The 16493-nt window shown below is 68.4% G+C and carries 15 protein-coding genes, 3 pseudogenes and 1 other annotated feature; of the genes and pseudogenes, 5 read left to right on the top strand and 13 right to left on the bottom strand.

Annotation, left to right across the window (positions count from 1 at the left end; translation table 11 throughout):
- Positions 1-661: 661 nt before the first annotated feature.
- From ACSUPV_RS38935 to ACSUPV_RS38905, 7 genes are all read right to left on the bottom strand, one after another.
- Positions 662-3169: a SpoIIE family protein phosphatase gene (locus tag ACSUPV_RS38935; protein WP_436949644.1), complete on the bottom strand. Its 2508-nt coding sequence runs from the start codon at positions 3167-3169 to the stop codon at positions 662-664.
- Positions 3170-3288: 119 nt separating this feature from the next.
- The gene (locus ACSUPV_RS38930; protein ID WP_037758119.1) at positions 3289-3480 is read right to left on the bottom strand and encodes a hypothetical protein; all 192 of its coding nucleotides are present in this window, start codon (positions 3478-3480) and stop codon (positions 3289-3291) included.
- Positions 3481-3569: 89 nt separating this feature from the next.
- Positions 3570-4682 carry an LLM class flavin-dependent oxidoreductase gene (locus ACSUPV_RS38925; protein ID WP_436949643.1) on the bottom strand — a complete coding sequence of 371 codons (1113 nt, stop codon included), beginning with the start codon at positions 4680-4682 and terminating at the stop codon, positions 3570-3572.
- Between the two features lie 250 nt (positions 4683-4932).
- Entirely contained in the window at positions 4933-5490 is a 558-nt protein-coding gene (locus ACSUPV_RS38920; RefSeq protein WP_436949642.1) for a hypothetical protein, read from the bottom strand.
- An 82-nt stretch (positions 5491-5572) separates the two neighbouring features.
- Positions 5573-5800, bottom strand: a complete 228-nt coding sequence (locus ACSUPV_RS38915; protein ID WP_436949641.1) for an FAD-dependent monooxygenase — start codon at positions 5798-5800, stop codon at positions 5573-5575.
- 155 nt (positions 5801-5955) lie between these two features.
- Positions 5956-7335, bottom strand: a complete 1380-nt coding sequence (locus tag ACSUPV_RS38910; RefSeq protein WP_436949640.1) for an MFS transporter — start codon at positions 7333-7335, stop codon at positions 5956-5958.
- A 162-nt stretch (positions 7336-7497) separates the two neighbouring features.
- Positions 7498-8034 (bottom strand): quercetin 2,3-dioxygenase, encoded by a 537-nt coding sequence (locus tag ACSUPV_RS38905; protein ID WP_436949639.1) that lies wholly within the window; start codon positions 8032-8034, stop codon positions 7498-7500.
- A 377-nt stretch (positions 8035-8411) separates the two neighbouring features.
- On the opposite strand from ACSUPV_RS38905, the gene ACSUPV_RS38900 reads away from it, so the two are divergent.
- The gene (locus ACSUPV_RS38900) at positions 8412-9191 is read left to right on the top strand and encodes a polysaccharide deacetylase family protein (RefSeq protein ID WP_436949638.1); all 780 of its coding nucleotides are present in this window, start codon (positions 8412-8414) and stop codon (positions 9189-9191) included.
- Between the two features lie 66 nt (positions 9192-9257).
- A complete protein-coding gene (locus tag ACSUPV_RS38895) occupies positions 9258-9761 on the top strand; it encodes a hypothetical protein (protein WP_359787378.1) in 504 nt (167 codons plus the stop codon).
- Between the two features lie 18 nt (positions 9762-9779).
- Here the strand turns inward: ACSUPV_RS38895 and ACSUPV_RS38890 are convergent, their stop codons facing one another.
- Positions 9780-10778, bottom strand: coding sequence for an FCD domain-containing protein (locus tag ACSUPV_RS38890; RefSeq protein ID WP_359787375.1), 999 nt, complete (start codon positions 10776-10778; stop codon positions 9780-9782).
- 283 nt (positions 10779-11061) lie between these two features.
- On the opposite strand from ACSUPV_RS38890, the pseudogene ACSUPV_RS38885 reads away from it, so the two are divergent.
- A pseudogene (locus tag ACSUPV_RS38885) lies at positions 11062-11205 on the top strand (transposase); the annotation flags it as partial.
- Between the two features lie 165 nt (positions 11206-11370).
- On the opposite strand, the pseudogene ACSUPV_RS38880 reads toward ACSUPV_RS38885, so the two are convergent.
- Together ACSUPV_RS38880 and ACSUPV_RS38875 are read right to left on the bottom strand one after the other, a co-directional pair.
- Positions 11371-12003 (bottom strand): annotated as a pseudogene (locus tag ACSUPV_RS38880) (IS3 family transposase); the annotation flags it as partial.
- Positions 11944-12072 (bottom strand) — a sequence feature (AL1L pseudoknot). It overlaps the preceding pseudogene by 60 nt.
- Positions 12027-12185 carry a hypothetical protein gene (locus ACSUPV_RS38875; protein WP_436949637.1) on the bottom strand — a complete coding sequence of 53 codons (159 nt, stop codon included), beginning with the start codon at positions 12183-12185 and terminating at the stop codon, positions 12027-12029. (Overlaps the previous feature by 46 nt.)
- A gap of 32 nt (positions 12186-12217) precedes the next feature.
- On the opposite strand from ACSUPV_RS38875, the gene ACSUPV_RS38870 reads away from it, so the two are divergent.
- Entirely contained in the window at positions 12218-12901 is a 684-nt protein-coding gene (locus ACSUPV_RS38870; RefSeq protein ID WP_436949636.1) for a helix-turn-helix domain-containing protein, read from the top strand.
- Positions 12902-13088: 187 nt separating this feature from the next.
- On the opposite strand, the gene ACSUPV_RS38865 is transcribed toward ACSUPV_RS38870, so the two are convergent.
- From ACSUPV_RS38865 to ACSUPV_RS38855, 3 genes are all read right to left on the bottom strand, one after another.
- On the bottom strand, positions 13089-14141 hold the full coding sequence (locus ACSUPV_RS38865) for a phosphotransferase family protein (RefSeq protein WP_359787365.1): 1053 nt from the start codon (positions 14139-14141) through the stop codon (positions 13089-13091).
- Positions 14135-15331 carry an acyl-CoA dehydrogenase family protein gene (locus tag ACSUPV_RS38860; protein WP_436949635.1) on the bottom strand — a complete coding sequence of 399 codons (1197 nt, stop codon included), beginning with the start codon at positions 15329-15331 and terminating at the stop codon, positions 14135-14137. The genes ACSUPV_RS38865 and ACSUPV_RS38860 overlap by 7 nt, the downstream gene beginning before the upstream one ends.
- A 73-nt stretch (positions 15332-15404) precedes the next feature.
- Positions 15405-16145 carry an SDR family NAD(P)-dependent oxidoreductase gene (locus ACSUPV_RS38855; protein WP_359787359.1) on the bottom strand — a complete coding sequence of 247 codons (741 nt, stop codon included), beginning with the start codon at positions 16143-16145 and terminating at the stop codon, positions 15405-15407.
- A gap of 127 nt (positions 16146-16272) precedes the next feature.
- On the opposite strand from ACSUPV_RS38855, the pseudogene ACSUPV_RS38850 reads away from it, so the two are divergent.
- Positions 16273-16446, top strand: a pseudogene (locus ACSUPV_RS38850) (TetR family transcriptional regulator); the annotation flags it as partial.
- Between the last annotated feature and the right edge of the window lie 47 nt (positions 16447-16493).

Raw genomic sequence — 16493 nt, 5'->3', positions numbered from 1 at the left:
CCGGTCACTCAACTTCTTCTGCGAGGTCTCAGCAGACGCATGACGCTGACGTAGTTTCCGCCAAGGCGCTGAGCGAGGCACTGCTCGCCGAGTACGACGAGTTGCTCGCCCGTCACGCCCCTCCACGGCGAGCTCCACGACCCCGGGCGGAACTCGCCCTGATGGTGTCCGACAGCGACAGGGCTGCGACATCGATGCCCCCGCCACGCGCGCCGAGAGCAGGATCGGGGCCGCGGTGCCGGCCGAGATGCCGAAGCCGGCCGCGGGTTGCGCGAGACCGTCGTGCCGACGCATCGTGACCCACTCGAATCAGCGGGGCGCTGAGAGCCGCTGTCAGCTGCCCCGGGAGAGGGTCGATCCCCCGTACTCGATGTGCCCAACTCGGCGTCGGAGCCGTCTTGGACAACCCCGTTCACGGCACTGAATCCGCGTCCCCCTACCTTGGGTCGTTCGGCGGGCAGCAGGTTGCCGATGGGAACGCCCAGATTTTGACCCTCTTGTGCGACGTTCATAAGGGCGCGTCAAAGAGGGACGCGGGTGGCCGTGGGCGAAGGACTGCCTCGGCACAGCCTTGCCGCGTCAACGCCCGCTCAGCGTGACATCCGCGTTGCATGGAGGAAGACCAGCAGTTTCTGGTGCGGTTCATCACAAATACGGCTGATCAGGATCCCGACGGTAGGTCCTGCTCGGTCCAGATGCACTTGCCGTCTCCGAGGAAGCGGGTGCCCCAGCGCCGGGAGAGGGCGGCGACCATGTGGAGGCCTCGGCCACCCTCGTCCGTGTACCCGGCGCGCCGGATGCGCGGGGTGGTGAGGCTGTGGTCGTACACCTCGCAGATGAGTGACCGGCTGCGCAGGAGGCGCAGGCGGATGGGTCCCTGTGCGTGCCGGACCACGTTGCCCACCAGCTCGCTCACCAACAGCTCGGTGGTCATGGCCAGTTGTTCCAGGTCCCAGCCGGCGAGCCGGTCTCGGACGTGGGCTCGGGCCTGTCCGGCGGCCCTGGGGTCATGGGGCAGGTCGTAGGAGACGACATCGGCGGCGGGGGTGCCGCGGATACGGGTGACGAGTAGCGCGGCGTCGTCGGTGGTTTCCTCCCGATCGGGTACCAGGGCCGAGACGATGTGGTCGCACAGTCTGTCGAGATCGCCTCCGTCGTCCGGCGGGTCGACGTCGAAGTACGGGGTGCGGCTCACTTCTTCGGCCAGGGTCCGGCGCAGCTGGGCGAGGCCTTCCTCCGTGTCCCGGGTGGCGGACTCGACGAGACCGTCCGTGCAGAACACCAGCAGGCTCTCGTCGGGCAGGCGCACCTCGTGGACGTCGAAGGGCGGTTCGGCGGCGCCGAGGGGAGGGTTGACGGTCAGTTCTGGACTGTGCACCGTGCCGTCGGGATGCACCACGAGTGGCGGCGGATGACCTGCCAGGCAGAAGGAACAGGTGCGGGTGACTGGGTCGTAGACGGCGTACGCGCAGGTGGCGTAGTGGTCATAGCCGAGGTCGCCGACGAGTTCGTTGAGGTGGCCGAGGAGTTCGGCCGGCTCCAGCTCCAGGTCGGCGAGCGTGCGGACGGCCGTGCGGAGTCGGCCCATGGTCGCGGCCTCGGTGATGCCGTGCCCCATGACGTCCCCGATCACGATGGCCACGCGGTCGGCGGACAGCGGGATGACGTCGTACCAGTCCCCGCCGACCTCGTCCCCGCCGCGCCCCGCGGGCAGGTAGCGGGCGGCGGCGGAGGCGGCGGGCAGGGAGGGCAGCGTTCTGGGCAACAGGTCGCGCTGGAGTCCCCGGGCCCGGGTGTGTTCGACGTCGTACAGGCGGGCCCGTTCCAGAGCCTGGGCGACCAAGCCGCTCAGGGCGGTCAGCAGGGCGCGTTCCTCCTCGTCGAAGGAGCGCGGCCGGGCGAAGGAGACGACACAGCAGCCAACGGCGTGACCCGAGGCGATGAGCGGGAGGAAGGCCCATGCCTTCATGGGCGACATCGCGGTCAGGCGCTTCAAATTCGGATAGCGCTCGGTGAAGGCGGCCGTGGACTCGACGAACGCGGGGGTTCGCGTGCGCAGCGCCTCGGTGACCGCGGTGTTGGCGGCCAGAGGGATGCCGTCGATCCGGCTGAGGAACTCATGCGGGTAGCCGACGGAGTCGACCACCCTGACCCGTCCGGCCTCCAGCGCCTCCACCACCAGTCCGTCCGCGCCGAACGCCGGCAGCACATGCTCCGCGACCGCCCGGACCACGTCCTGCGACGTCACGGCCTCAGCGAGGGCCACGGTCAGCACGCCCATCCGGGCGGTGCGCGCGGCCATCGCCCCTTCCTCCGCCGAGCCCGCGCCCTGCCCCAGCCGACGGTCGGTGACGTCGAGGAACGAGACCGCCAGCCCGCTGCCCGGCACGGGGTCGAGCCGGACGTGGTAGAGCCGCTGGTCGGTCGGCCAGCGCACGTCGAAGCCGACCGGCCGGCCCTCAGCGGCTGCCCGTCGGCACTGGGCCTCCAGGCCGTGGACACGGGTGGCGGGAAAGTCCCAGAACACGGTTCCGGGCTGTACCCGTCCAACGGCAAGCAGGCGCTCGGCCTCCTCGTTGGCGAAGGTGACCCGCCAGTCGTCGTCGACCGTCACGAAGCCGACGCGCAGGCCGCGCAGCGTACGGAGGAACGGCTCGTGCGGCACGTAGGTGCCGTCGGATGCCGGTGTGTCCAGGTGCTCGACGGCCCATGCCGCCACCGACCGGAGCAGGGACCACTGGTCGGGGTCCGGTGCCGCGGATGCCACGGTGAACACCGACAGCGCGCCCACCGGCCCGTCGGGGCCGGGCAGCGGCACGGATGCCGTACCTGATGCCCCGACCCCGGCGACATCCCCGGTCAGCCAGACCTCGGAGACACCCCGGACGGCGCGGGCAGGCGCGCTGTCACCGTCCTCCGGGAGACCGGCCCATGCCTCGGTGACCGGGGGAGCGAGCCCGCTGACCGCCATGAGCCTCAGCGCTCCGGATCCGGGGTCCCGCCGGTGTACCACGCCGCCGAGTCCCCCCAGACCTGCGGTCGCCTGCTGCAGGGCCAGCAGCAGGGCCCGGTCGCCGGGCAGTCCTGCGGCCGCCGACGCCAGCAGCGCCAGCCGCGTCGGCACCGCCGCCCCGGCATGGCTCGCACGCTCCGCGGATTGAGCCGACACATCGCCTCCAGCTGGCTCGCGCCCTGACCGCACAGGAGCACGGCCGCGAGCCCGACGTAACCCACAGTAGTTTGTGTGGGGCCCACAGGCTCCTTGTGCTACCGGACTCCGCAGAGCCGCTACGCGGTCGCGAGGGGACTCACGAAGAAGTTGCTGAAGCCGCCGCTGCGCCGCGCCGTGCCGCTGATGGCCTCGTTGACGCGTGGGGGATGGACAACGTGTTCCAGCGGGCTCAGGTCGAGCGGTCCGGCCGCCACCATGTCGGCCATCGCCTGCCCCTCCCCCGAGGTGAACCATGCCGAGCCGATCATGGCCAGGCAGCTCGGTGGCGACGCACCAAGAACGGCTCCGCCGCGAGTGGATGCGCTCGTCGCAGCCGTCTGCGGCTGCTTGGGTGTGACTAAACTCGGCCTCCCGCGTCGAGCAGCGGCGCGATCTTCTCGGCGTACTCCCGGACCGCCTCACGCGCCAGGTGCGGCGGCGGGTTGAGCGTGACGTTCCGCAGCCCTGCTGCTTGGAGCCCTCGAAGGACGTCGGCAATCTCGCGCGCCGTGCCCGTCAGGGTCGTCATGCGGATGATCTCCTCGGTCAGCACGTCCTCCTCGCCGGGGAGCAGATGCGAGAGGTGACCCCGGTGCGTCTCCTGGTACAGCCGGTCACGGGGGACGTCGAGGCGGGACAGCACCCTGCGCTCGTAGATGTCCAGGCGGTCGCGTATCGGGGAAGGAAGGTGTGCACCTATAGCCGGGTTGTCGGCGTACGCATGGAACGGCAGCATCGCGACTGGGCCGACCCGTTCGAGTGCGCGCGGCGACATCGGGGATTCCCCCTCCTCAAGGACGCACAGCCCCAGCGAACACATCGTGTAGAAGTCATCGGGACCCTTGCCGGCCGCAGCCGCCGCTGCTGCTGCTCGCCCCGCCGCCAGAGACGCTCCGAGCACCTCCGGCGCGTTCACCATCGCGTTGCAGCCCTGAAGTCCCATGATCCAGCCGTCGCCGAGCTCGTATGCCACACCGCGCGCCCGTGGGCCGTCGGCTGCGACATAGATCGGGACACCGTCCCTGTCGACGTAACGATCCTCGGGGGCATGCGCCATCCGCACCCACCGCGAGGTGTCGCCCGCCGGGTGGGTGGTCTCCTCGCCGTCGAGCAAAGCGCGGCACGAGGCGATGTACTCCGCGAGACGACTGACGGGCAGCGACTTCAGCCCCAGGATCGCGCGGCCCGTGTTGCCCGTGCCGAGGCCGAGGAACGCCCGGCCGGGGGCGAGCCGATTGATGGTCGCGATGGCGGTGGCACAAGCGGGGGCGATGCGATTGCTGGGAATGGCGAGCATCGTCCCGATCCGAAGGGTCGATGTGCGCTCGGCGGTCAGTGCCATGGCCACGAACGGGTCACCGGCGATGAGGGGTGAGTCGACGAAACCCACACTCGCAAAGCCGTGCTTCTCGGCATAGGCAGCGTCATCCCATGAACCGTGATAGCTCATAAGCACAAGACCGGTATCCATTACATCTCCTTTGTGTAACTTGGTGAAGGGATGCCCCGACCATGTAAGCGCCGGATATTTTGCTCGGCGACAACGGATACGACCGCAGCCCCAATCGGCGCGAACTACGCAGGCGCGGTCTCAAGGCGCCCGCCGAAGAAGCCGATCAGGTGAGCTTCTCTGGCTGTGGCTACCTATCGTGGTCGCGGACGTTCCGGTGGGCGTGCATGATCCATGCCGAGTCTCCGCTCGACCCGCTCCCGAGCGCCCTTCATACCTGCGACAGCATGGTCCGCTTGTGGCCGCCCACCGCCAGGCAGGCGCCTCGCACCCTGTCGATCAGGCCGTCCGGATCGGCCGGGCTCTCGTCACTCCGCCACGCCACCATCCCGTCGGGCCGGACCAGAACGAAGGCCCGAGCGTAGAGGGCCGCCACCGCGGGATCATCAATCTCCACGATCCTCAAGGGGACCTGTCGCGCACGCGCCGCGACGACGAGACCGTGGGCGTCGGACGCCCGGCGGCCGAAACAGAGAGGGACCATTTCCTCGCCGAAAAGGTCGAGGGTGGACGCTCCGTCGGGCAACCATGCATGCGGAGCACGGTGGCCCGGGCGGGCGGCCGGGACGTAAGTCGCGAACGCAAAGGGCAGAGCGGCGGTGCCGTCGGGGACACAGATCGGCGAGTTCTCGTACCGGTAGCCCAGGGCCCCTCCGACCGCGTTGAACTCACGACCGAACACCTTGAGCAGGAGCTCCCCGAGTTCCTTCCTTGCCGCCACGGCCTCCGGGCTTCTCCCCTTCAGAGGCCTCGCCGCGAACACTGCCATATGCTCCGACATCGCCTACCAGTCGCGGTAAACCTCTGCCGCCAGCTCAGCGGTCTGCGCGGAGCTGGTCTTGCGCTCGAACTCATAGGTGTCCAGCAGGTCCGGGTGCCCCCATCCAGCTGAGGACGGCGGCCAGCTTCCAGGAGAGGTCGACCGCGTCGAGCACACCGGTGTTCATCCCGAAGCCACCGGTCGTGGGCATGTTGTGGGCCGCGTCACCGACGAGGAAGACGCGCCCGTCACGGAAGCGCTCGCGCACCCCGATCCTGTTCGTCCAGGGGAAGACGCCACTGAGGAACTCGAACCGCACCTCGCGATCGCCACCGAGCCTGCGGACAGCATCCGAGTCCTGCCGGACTCAAGCCGCCAGCAGGATTTCCGCGCTGCCGCTGCCGCTGCGGCTGACGGGCGCCAGTTCGTCCGTCAGCCGCCGCCGTGCGCGGTCAGCGTCGGCACTGGTCAGGGTCAGGCACCGGCGGCAGGTACGTCACCCACGAGGTTGCGGCCGTCGCCCTGGGCGGGCGCCGCACTTGCGGTCTTCTCTTCGGCCTTCACCTGCCATGCCGGCCTCTTGCGCAGCAGCATCAGACAGCCCAGAGCCACGACGTTCGCCGCCGCCATGTACGTCCCGATGAGCCACGACTTCCCGCTCTCGGTGAAGATGGCCGTGGCGATGATGGGTGCGAGCCCACCGCCCACGATGGAACCGAGCTGGTAAGCGAGCGAGATGCCGGTGTACCGGATCTTCGGCGGGAAGTTCTCCGTCAGCAGCGCCGGTATGCAGCTGAAGGAGAGGCAGCTGGAAGTGACCACCAGCACGCCCCCGAGCATGGCGAGCATGAGGTTGCCGGAGTCGAACAGCGGGAACAGGAGCAGTGCCGTGAGCCCCTGCATGACGGCCCCGGCCACGAGCACCGGCCGTAGACCGAAGCGGTCGGCGAGACGGGCGAAATAGATCACGGCCGGGATGGCGACCACCCCGCACGCCATGGCGATCCACAGCAGCGAGGAACGGCTGTAGCCGACGGCACTCGTCCCGTAAGTCAGCGAGTACGTCTGGACTATGTAGGTGGAGATCCCCGGCACACCGGCGACGATCAGGGTCTTGAGCAGCGTGCCGCCGTGCGAGCGCAGCACCTCCAGCACGGGCACCGCCTCCGGTTCCTGGGCGACCGACGCCTCGAACAGAGGACTTTCGCTCAGCTTCCGACGGGCCACCAGACCGATCACGATGAGGACCACACTGCTGACGAAAGCGATCCGCCAACCCCAGACGGTGAAGGCGTCCCCGGTGGCAGCCTCCAGTCCGATCAGGACGAGGTTGGACAGCACCAGTGCGAACGCGGGTCCGACGGCCGGCGCAGAGGCGTAGAGAGCTCTCCGGTTCGCCGGCGCGTGCTCGATGGCCATCGACACGGCACCGCCCCACTCGCCGCCCATGGCAAGACCCTGGACGATGCGCAGGGCCACCAGCAGAGCCGGAGCCCACACCCCGATCTGGGCGTAGGTCGGCACCAGCCCGACACAGACGGTCGAGATGCCCATGATCACAAGCGTCACGACGAGCATCCGCTTCCGGCCGATGCGGTCACCGAAGTGACCGGCGATGACGCCTCCGAGCGGCCGTGCCACGAACCCCACCGTGAACGTCGCCATGGCCCCGAGCTGACCCACCACCGGGTCCCCGGTGGGGAAGTACAGCGGACCGAACACCAGAACCGCGCAGAGCGCGTAGACGAAGAAGTCGTACCACTCGAGCGTGGTACCGATGAACGTTGCCAGGACAACTCGACGAGCATCCCGCGCTCGTGTGCGCGCGTCGTCATTGGCGTGCGACAGGGACATGGCTTGTTCCGCTTTCGTGAAGAGGGCGACCCGATGCCCGGGTCAAGAGGGAAGTGCTGCACGGTTGCCCCGACGGGGCAACCATGGACCTGCTGAAGATTTCGTTGTTCCGCGGGGCTGAAGATTGGCAGTTCAGCGCCCTTATCCGGCCGTTTCCAGTTGTCAGCCGGTCTTCTCGGATTCCTGGATGAGGGGGTAGTCGGGCATCCAGACCACATCGAAGCGCTTCTCTGTTTCGGCCAACTGTTCAGCGGTGGGGGCCCCATAAGGATCGAGATAGTGGAGGGTTCCCTCGAAGCCACCAGGTGCGTAGAACGCGATGAAGCGGGTCTTGGGGGCGGCGAACGCCCAGGAGTGGGCCCAGCCAGTCGGCAGCAACCCGAAGTCACCGGGGTGGAGATCGGTGACTATGCGGTTGCCTTTCCTGTCGTCCTGCCAGACGCGGAGAACGCCACTCAGGACGTAGACACCCTCGGTCGTGTCGTGGTGGTAATGAGGAGGCGTGGGCGGTGCCATGTCGCCTTCGCAGTACGTCAGGCCCATGTGGCCTTCGGTGTCTTCCTGGCGGGTGAGCAGAGTGCGGAGGCTGCTGCGGACAGCGATGTGCTCACCCTCCCCGGCCCTGAGCACATAGGGAGCTCCTTTACCGACTTTGTCGAGCGATATGTATCCGGGGATACGCATTCCTTCATCCGTCATTGATGACTCCTTGCGATGCTCTTACGGTTTCGTCGGCGCGTGGCTTTCCTGCACTGGGACTGCGCAGTAAGCAGAAGTGGTCCCGCCCGGGCAACTCAGGGGTGGCCTGGTGCGCCTGGGGGAGGCTGGCGTCGTCGCGCACGAGACGGCGGCCGGGTAGGCCCCATGGAAAGCCGCCGTGAGGAAGCTACCAATGCATGCGGCCGCATACAATAGTCGTGATAGCTACCACCTTGCATGCACTAGTGCTATCGTTCGCACGCCACCGAGGCGTCATGCGCGGTCACTGACCGGACACCTGCCGGACGTGCCGTAGTGATCTCCCTGAAACGGGCTTCCGGCACCCGATCGCCAGCAAGAGGGCAAGGAGGACCTGCATGTCAGCTGTCTCTACCCGACGGGGCACGCTCTGCCTGACCGTCGACAATCTCGGCATGGCACTCGCTGTCGGCCGACGTCATACGGCTCGCCCGGACGCAGACGAGCCCGGGCTCCGTCGCGGCGTGCCGGCCTTCCTCAAACTGTTCGCGGAGCTACGTCTGCGGGCGACCTTCTTCGTCGAGGGATGGAACGCGCTGCACCACCCCGAGGTGATCGAGCGGATCGCCTCGGCGGGACATGAGATCGGACTGCACGGTTGGGTGCACGAACGCTGGGCGGAAGACCTTGACGACCGGGCCCGTGAACAGCTGCTGTGGGACGGCACGGCAGCGCTGCGACTTGCGGGCTTCCCTCCCGTGGCGTTCCGTGCACCCGGCGGTTACCGCGGCGGCCGTACGCTCGAAGTGCTGAGCGAGCTCGGGTACCGGATCGACAGCAGCATCGACGCCGGCACCGGCATGCCGGGCACCACTCCCGAGATCATGCTGCTGCCGGGCGGACTCGTGGGCGTCCCGTGGACCTGGGACATGATCGACTTCTGGCAGTACGAGATGCGGCCCGACGGCGCCCAGAAGCCCGGTCAAGTGGCCGAAGACTGGATGGGGCTGCTTGAAGCTGCCGCAGAACGCGGCGGGTTGGTCACGCTGATCGTCCATCCGTTCGTGACCGGGGTCGACGTAGAGCGCATGGCAGCGCTCCGTCGGGTACTGGAGCACGCCATCGAGCACCCTCGCATCGACGTTCTGAGCGCGGGGCAGGTGGCAGCACTCCTCTGAGACGGCTGTCGGCAACACGGCGACAGGCGCCGAACGGCGAAACGATTTCATTGAGGAGAGCGAAACGTGGAAGAAGGAAACCCGGACATCACTCGAAGCGGTGCTGAGCCCCTGGGCGCACAGCGTTCCGGCGTCGGCTGCGGGACGGGGGATGGCGTCAGGGACGGGGCTCTCCAGCCGGTGATTCTCCGCGTGTACAGCGACGCCGCAGGTGAGAGCCATTTCGAGGACATCCGGATGCCGGGGGGTCACCGGCGTTCCGATGTGTCGACGTCTGTCGCCTGGTGGTCGGAGAGGATACCGGTGCGCAATGTGATCTGGCGGCGTGTGGAGGAGGAGGCTCCGCCCACGACACCGCACAACGCACCGCGACGCCAACTGATCGTGCCACTCTCCGGCGGAGTCGAGTTGGAAATCAGCACGGGAGAGCGGCGCACCGTACTGCCCGGACAGATCATTCTCGTGGAGGACACCACGGGGAAGGGGCACGTCACGCGCGCCCTTGATGACTCGACGCGCGTCACTCTGATACTCGAACTCGGTGACGAGGAACTTCTCGGAGATCAGTGACCTTGGCGGACGCGCTCGCTAGGAGTCGAGCGCGACTCGGTCGTCGGCGTACGCCATCGCCTCGTACAGCCGAGAGGGGGTGTGGTCATGGGCTCGCGCTGCCGCTTCAATCAGTTCGGGTTCTCCGCTCGCCACCGCGTCGACGATGCGGGCGTGGACGGCGAGACGCTCGTAGAGGTACTGCCGGAGGTTGTGCGTCGGTACGACGCGTTTCAAGTGCGATGCGATCGCGTCGAGCAGGTTGAGGTAGAGCGTCCGCAGGACGTCGTTCTGGCAGCAGGACGCGATCTGCCGATGCAGTTCCCAGCCGGCTCGGAAGAACTCCTCCGGCTCGTCGATCAGTCGCGACATGCTCAGGACGCGTGCGCGGAGGTCGTTCAGGACGGACGGCCTCGCGTGCCGGGCCGCGTCGAGAAGCAGGGGAAGCTCGAGGGCCTCCCGGGTGGCCGCGATGTCGCGCAGGGACGTCGATTCGGACGTTACGGCAAGCACGGTTTCCCCGAACGGCAGGAACTGCTCAAAGTTTTCGGTGGCCGTTTCCTCGGCTTCCTCGGCTCCCGGCTCGTCGAGCACCTTGCGCATCAAGGTGGTCAACGCGGCAGCCTCCTCGTCGGTGAGACGCATGCCGAAGTGCTTCTGGACGGAGGAGTGGTGTACCGACAGCACCCTGAAGTAGACGTCCTGTCCGTGCTCGGTCAGTACGACGTCCAAGTTCCGTCGATCGCGCTCCGAGGGACGGCGCTCGACCAGCCCTTCCTCCTCCATCCTCTTGGCCAGCCTGCTGACGCCGCTCTGACTGAACCGCGAGCGTCGCAGCAGTTCGTTCTGGGGAAGGGTGCCGCCGGCCTCTGTCAGCCTGGTGATCACGGAGTACCACTCCAGCGGGATCCCAGCGGTCTCTTCGAGATCACGGGACAGACTACGCACGACCTGGGCGCTGGCGTCCCGGACCACCTCCCACGCCCTCAGCCGTGCACTGTCCAGATCACGTCCTGGGCTGCCCTTCCCCGTAAACATATGCGGCAGCATACACCTCGGACCCGCAAGAGCATCGCCCCCTGAAATGGATGCTTGCAAACTCATACACTCCATGGTTCCGGTCAGCTTCGGGCAGCCGCTCAGGAGGCCGGCGCAGTCGGAACCGGCGATCACGGCGCCGGTGCCATGGCGCGCTCCAGCAGATGCCCGAGCCGTCGCCATACCGCTCGACGCTTCCCTTCGTGCCAGGGCTAGAGCGTGTCTCTTTGATGGGTTGGTCAGTTGATCGGAAGTGTCCGTCCGATTAGTGATCACCGATGCGATGTGGGACCGGATCGAGCCGCTGCTGCCGACCGATCCGGTCCGCGGGCGGCGATGGGCCGACCACCGCCGCACGCTCGACGCCATCGCGTGGAAGTACCGCACCAACTCGCCCTGGCGAGACCTTCCCCACGAGCTCGGCTCGTTCCCGACCGCTCACAAACGGCTGATCAGATGGGCCGTCGACGGCACCTGGGAGGTGATCCTCGCCGCCGTCCTGGCGGCAGCGGACGCCGATGACGACCTCGACTGGACGGTGTCGGTGGACTCCACGGTCGTCCGGGCCCACCAGCACGCCGACGGTGCCGATCGAGGCGTCGATGCCGGCCTCGATCAGGTGCGCGGTGAATGCGAAAGACGTGTACTGGCTGCCCGCGTCCGAATGATGAACCAGCCCCGGTCCAGCGGGAGTTCCGGCGCGGTCGCGTCGCCGCAAGGCCATGTCGAGGGCGTCGAGGACGAGCTTGGCCCGCTTGCTGGTAGCGGCGGACCAGCCCACGATCGCCCGGGAGAACACGTCCACGACGAATGCGACGTAGACGGTCCCGGACCAAGTGGCGACGTAGGTGAGGTCAGCCACCCACCGCTCATTCGGACGTGACGCGGTGAAGTCGCGCCTGAGCAGGTCACCAGCCCTGTCCTGGCCATCGTTCCGGACGGTGGTGCGGATCCGTCGCACGCCTTCGAGGCCGAGGTCGCGCATCAGCCGGGCGACGGTGCAGCGGGCCACTGGTATGCCTTCGCGGTGCAGTTGCCGCCAGACTTTCCGGACTCCGTAGACGCTGAAATTGTCCGCGTGAACGCGGCTGATCTGCGTCTTCAGCTCCTCGTCTCGGACCGACCGGTCACTGGGGGTGCGGTTCTTGGCGGCGTAGTAGGTGCTCGTTGCGATCTTCAGTTCGTGGCTGGTCAGGACACGGCAGATCGGCTCGACTCCGAACACCTGGCGGTGTGCGTCGATGAACGCTATGAGCGCTTCGACGGCCGGTCGAGCTCGGCCGCGAAGAAAGCCGAGGCCGCCTTGAGGATCTCGTTCGCCCGTCGCAGTTCGGCGTTCTCGGCTCGCAGCCGCTTGATCTCCGCGGCTTCTTCCGACGTGACTCCCGGCCGCTGGCCGGCGTCCACCTCGGTCTTGCGGACCGCTGTCCTCTGCCTCGGTGTCCGCACTGTTCACCAAGGAGCCCTCGCAGGTGAAGACGACCACCCTGGCCGCGTTGTGCACCGCGCTGGAGTGCACCCCCAACGACCTGATCGAGGTCGACACCACCCCGTCGAGCGGCCCGTCGCACCGCCTCGGCCCACCGCCGACCTGCCTCAGGCCGCCTCCGCCCGGGGCCGGTCAATGCCGCCTCTGTGACCGGCGGCGATCACCGTGGGCAAGAGGCAACGGGACTGCATCACCTGCGGCGGGCCGGTCGGCTATCGCGACCGCCAGCACTGCTGCCGATGCCGGCGCCGGATGCAGGAGCAGGCCACGAAGACAGTGTGTCCGTCCTGCGGCAAGGACCGCGTCCTCCAGGAGGACACGGGCCGGTGCATCACCTGCTCACGCGTATGCGACCAGTGCGGCCATCCGGTCCGCTCGGCCGGCAACCGACTCTGACGGGACTGCCGCCGCAAAGCCGAGCGACTCGCCCCGTCCAGCAGCCCTGCCCTCGCTGCGGCAAGCCGGGCTATCTGCGGGACGACACCAGCTGGTGTGGGTCGTGCTCCCGCCCAGGCCCGCCCAAGCAGCCGCCCCGGATCTGCCGCGAGTGCGGCCAGCTGCGTCGGCATGCCGGGCTGGGTCTGTACTCGGCCTGCTGGCAGCGCCACCCCGGACGCCCTTTCATCCGCGGTGAACACCTCCGCGACCAGATGGCCGACCCACCCGCCTGGCTCGAAGACTTCGTCGCGCATGTCGCGGCCCGCTTCTGCGTCGCTCGGGCCTGCGGCCTCGTCACCGGTGCTGACGGGGTGGGGATGGCCGTGGTTCCGGCGAGCTTCTGCTCCAGGGAGCAGGCGTTCGTCCCGCGGCCATACCCCCGCCTACGCCCCCGCGAGCGCGCGCAGTTCGCGGAGAGCCTTCGAAACCAGGACCGGGACCGCCGCGCCGGCGCCTTCGTAGCCTTCGCTCACCGTCTGGCCGCGGATGTAGCGGGCGTGGACGCCTTCGAAGATCACGGCGAGCTTCATCGAGCTGAAGGCCAGGTAGAAAGGCAGCAGGCTCAGGTCCCGGCCGGTCAACGCGGCGTATTTCTCCGCCACTTCACGGCTGGTGGGGAAGCCTCGCTGCGTGGTGACTCCCACGGCCACGGGGATCAGTTCCCGGTCCGTGTCGCCGTGGTCGTGCCAGTACGTCAGGGTCATGCCGAGATCGGCCAGGGGGTCTCCCAGCGTGGAGAGCTCCCAGTCGAGCACGCCCGCGATGCGTGGCGACTCGGTCATGTCGAAGATCGTGTTGTCGAGACGGTAGTCGCCGTGGACGATCGAGGCCTCGGAGTGCGTCGGCACATGGTCCGAGAGCCTGTTCAGGAGGACGCCCATGTCCGGGAGTTCGCGGGTGTGCGAGCGCTGCCATTGCTCGCCCCAGCGGACGATCTGCCGTGCGCAGTAGCCTTGGGGACGTCCGAAATCTGCCAGACCTGCGCTCGACGGGTTGACACCGTGCAGGTCCGCAAGGGTGCGCACCAGACCGGCGGCCAGCGCCGAGCGCGTCTCGGGGGTGAGCCCGGCGGTGTCGTCCGCCGTGCGCATGATCTGCCCGGGCACCTCGGCCATGACGTAGAAGGGGCAGCCGAGGACGTCGGGATCGGTGCAGAGCGCGAGGGTCCGGGGTACCGGGACGCCGGTCCCCGCCAGCGCGGTCTGGATGCGGTACTCGCGCTTCATGTCGTGTGCGCTCGGGAGAACCTGGCCGAGCGGGGGCCGCCGGAGGATTACGGTCCCGTGCGGGAGGTGCAGGCGGTACGTGATGTTCGACAGCCCGCCGGATATCAGCTCCGCGTGCCAGGGGCCGCCGTCCAGCAGATCCGGCAGCGTCGCTTGGAACCACTTCTCGATGCTCGCGGCCGGCAGGCCGGGCAGATCGGTGCTCACCACCGGACCCCGCTTCCCTGTCCGGCGGTACCGGCCCGGCGCGCGGCCCGCTTCGCGATCGACATCCGGTGCGCCTCCGAGGCTCCGTCGTAGATACGGAACGCCCGGATGTCGGCGTAGATACGGCCGATGACCAGGTCCTCGCTGGTGCCCAGGCCCCCGGCCAGCTGCACCGACCGGTCGACGATACGCCCGACGGCCTCGCTGATGAACACCTTCGCGCGCGAGGACGACTCCGTGTCCCTGCCGCCCTGGGCGACCTCCCAGCAGGCCTGCCACAGCAACGCCCGCGCCGCGACCAGGTCGATCTCGTTGTCGGCGATCATCTGCTGCGCCATCCCGAGGTCGGTCAGCCGCTGCCCGAAGAGCTCACGGTCGACCGCCCGGCCCAGGGCGATCTCGTGTGCGCGGCGGGCGGCGCCCAGCCATCGCATGCAGTGGGTCAGGCGCGCGGGCGCGAGCCGGACCTGTATGTACTGGAAGCCCCTGCCGGGCTCGCCGAGTACGGCGTCGTCGGGAACGAAGACGTCCTCGAAAAGCACGCGGCAGTGACCGCCGACCATGGTCGAGTCGATGGTACGGGCGTGCTCCGTCACCGCGAAGCCGGGCGTCCCGGTGTCGACCAGCAGCATGGTGGCCCCGTCACTCCCGCCGTCACGTGCCATGACGATCGTGAACGCGGCCCCCTCGGCCCCGGTGATCAGGTGCTTCTCGCCCGAGATCCTCCAGCCGTCAGCGACCTTGGTCGCCAGGGTGCGTACGGCCGACGGGTCGGAGCCCGCGCCGGGCGGCGGCTCGGTCATCGCGAAGCAGGAGCGAATGTCGCCGTTGACCAACGGAACGAGGTACTTGTCGCGCTGCGCCGGCGTGGCCACCACGTTCAGCAGGTGGATGTTGCCCTCGTCAGGGGCCGCGCAGTTGAGGGCGAGCGGGCCGAGCAGGCTGGTGCCGGCCTCCTCCAGGAGGACCGCCGCCTCGTCGAAGCGGAAGCCGCCCCCGCCCAGGTCCGCGGGTGCCTGGGGCGCCCAGAGCCCGGCCGCCCTGGCCGCCTGCTGGAGATCCCGGCGCAGAGCGTCGTCCACGCCGTTCGTGAACGCCTCCTGTTCACGCGGGACGACCACGTCCGCCACGAACTCGGCGATCCGGTCGCGCCACTCCACGACTCGGGGTGTGAGAGAGAAATCGAAGGACACTTACGGTGACTCCGTCCGGCTCGTCAGATCATTGCCCGGGCCGCCGCGTCCGGCCCTGTTTTCCCGGCGGTGGTCATGCGCGCCACAGCGTCTCTCCGGGCCTGGTGACCACGATGTTGGGCACTGCGGCATGCCGCGACAGCCGGCACAGTGCCACTGTGAGCTCCGCGATGTCCGAGGCGCGGATCATCGAGGAGGGGTCGACCCGGTCGTGCACCCAGGCCGCCATGTCGGTGTCGACGTACCCGGGGGACAGCGCCGTCGCGCTCACTCCCCGCCCGCCCTCGGCGACTGTGATCGACTCGCACAGGGAGATCAGGGCCGCCTTGCTGGCGCCATAGGCGGCCAGACCCGGCTCACTCACGACTCCGGTGATCGACGCGATGGCGATGATCTTCGCGCCTGGTCCCGACGGCGCCGATCCGGCCGTACGGAGCGCCGGCAGGAGTCGCTGGGTGAGCAGCAACGCGCTCCTGACGTTCACCGACATCATCGTGTCGAATTTGTTCAGGGGATACGTCGACAGTTCGCCACCCGCGCCCATGCCCGCGGCCAGCACCAGGACGTCGAGGCCTCCGTGAAGTTCGAGATGTGCGTCGGCGAGGGCCTCGACCTCCGCCGGGTCCGCCATGTCCGCAGGCGCGGTCTCCACGCGCTGCCCGTGGGCGCGCAGTGCGTCGGCGGCGTCCTTGAGCGGTCCGTCCGTACGAGCGGACAGAGTGAGGTCGAACCCTTCTGCCGCGAGTCGCTCCGCGATGGCCCTGCCGATTCCACGAGATGCGCCGGTGACGAGCGCGGTACGCCGGGCTGTCATGCCACTCCTCATGAGCTAATGGTCATTAGCTTGGAGTTTGATCGTTTGACCAGAGAACTGTCAAGAGGCATGCGTGATACGCCACAGTGAGCGGGCTAACAATCAGTAGCAGGTATCCCCCGGCCGCATGATTGAGGCGCTCCATGGCGAAGATGAGTCGCACTGGGCGGGACGGGATGCGGAGGTGCCGCCGAGGCGGCAGACCGTCGACGCGCAGGCGATCTCCGCGGCGGCGCTGAGCCTGTTCGCCGAACGCGGCTACCGCGCGACGACGATGTCCGACATCGGCGCCGCGTTCGGCATCCGCGGCCCGAGTCCGTACCGCCACGTGAGCTCGAAGCAGGCCCT

It is taken from the genome of Streptomyces sp. SudanB52_2052 (assembly GCF_964272415.1).
In the GTDB taxonomy this organism is placed as follows: domain Bacteria; phylum Actinomycetota; class Actinomycetes; order Streptomycetales; family Streptomycetaceae; genus Streptomyces; species Streptomyces olindensis.
This window is presented reverse-complemented; position numbering and strand designations above follow the sequence as displayed.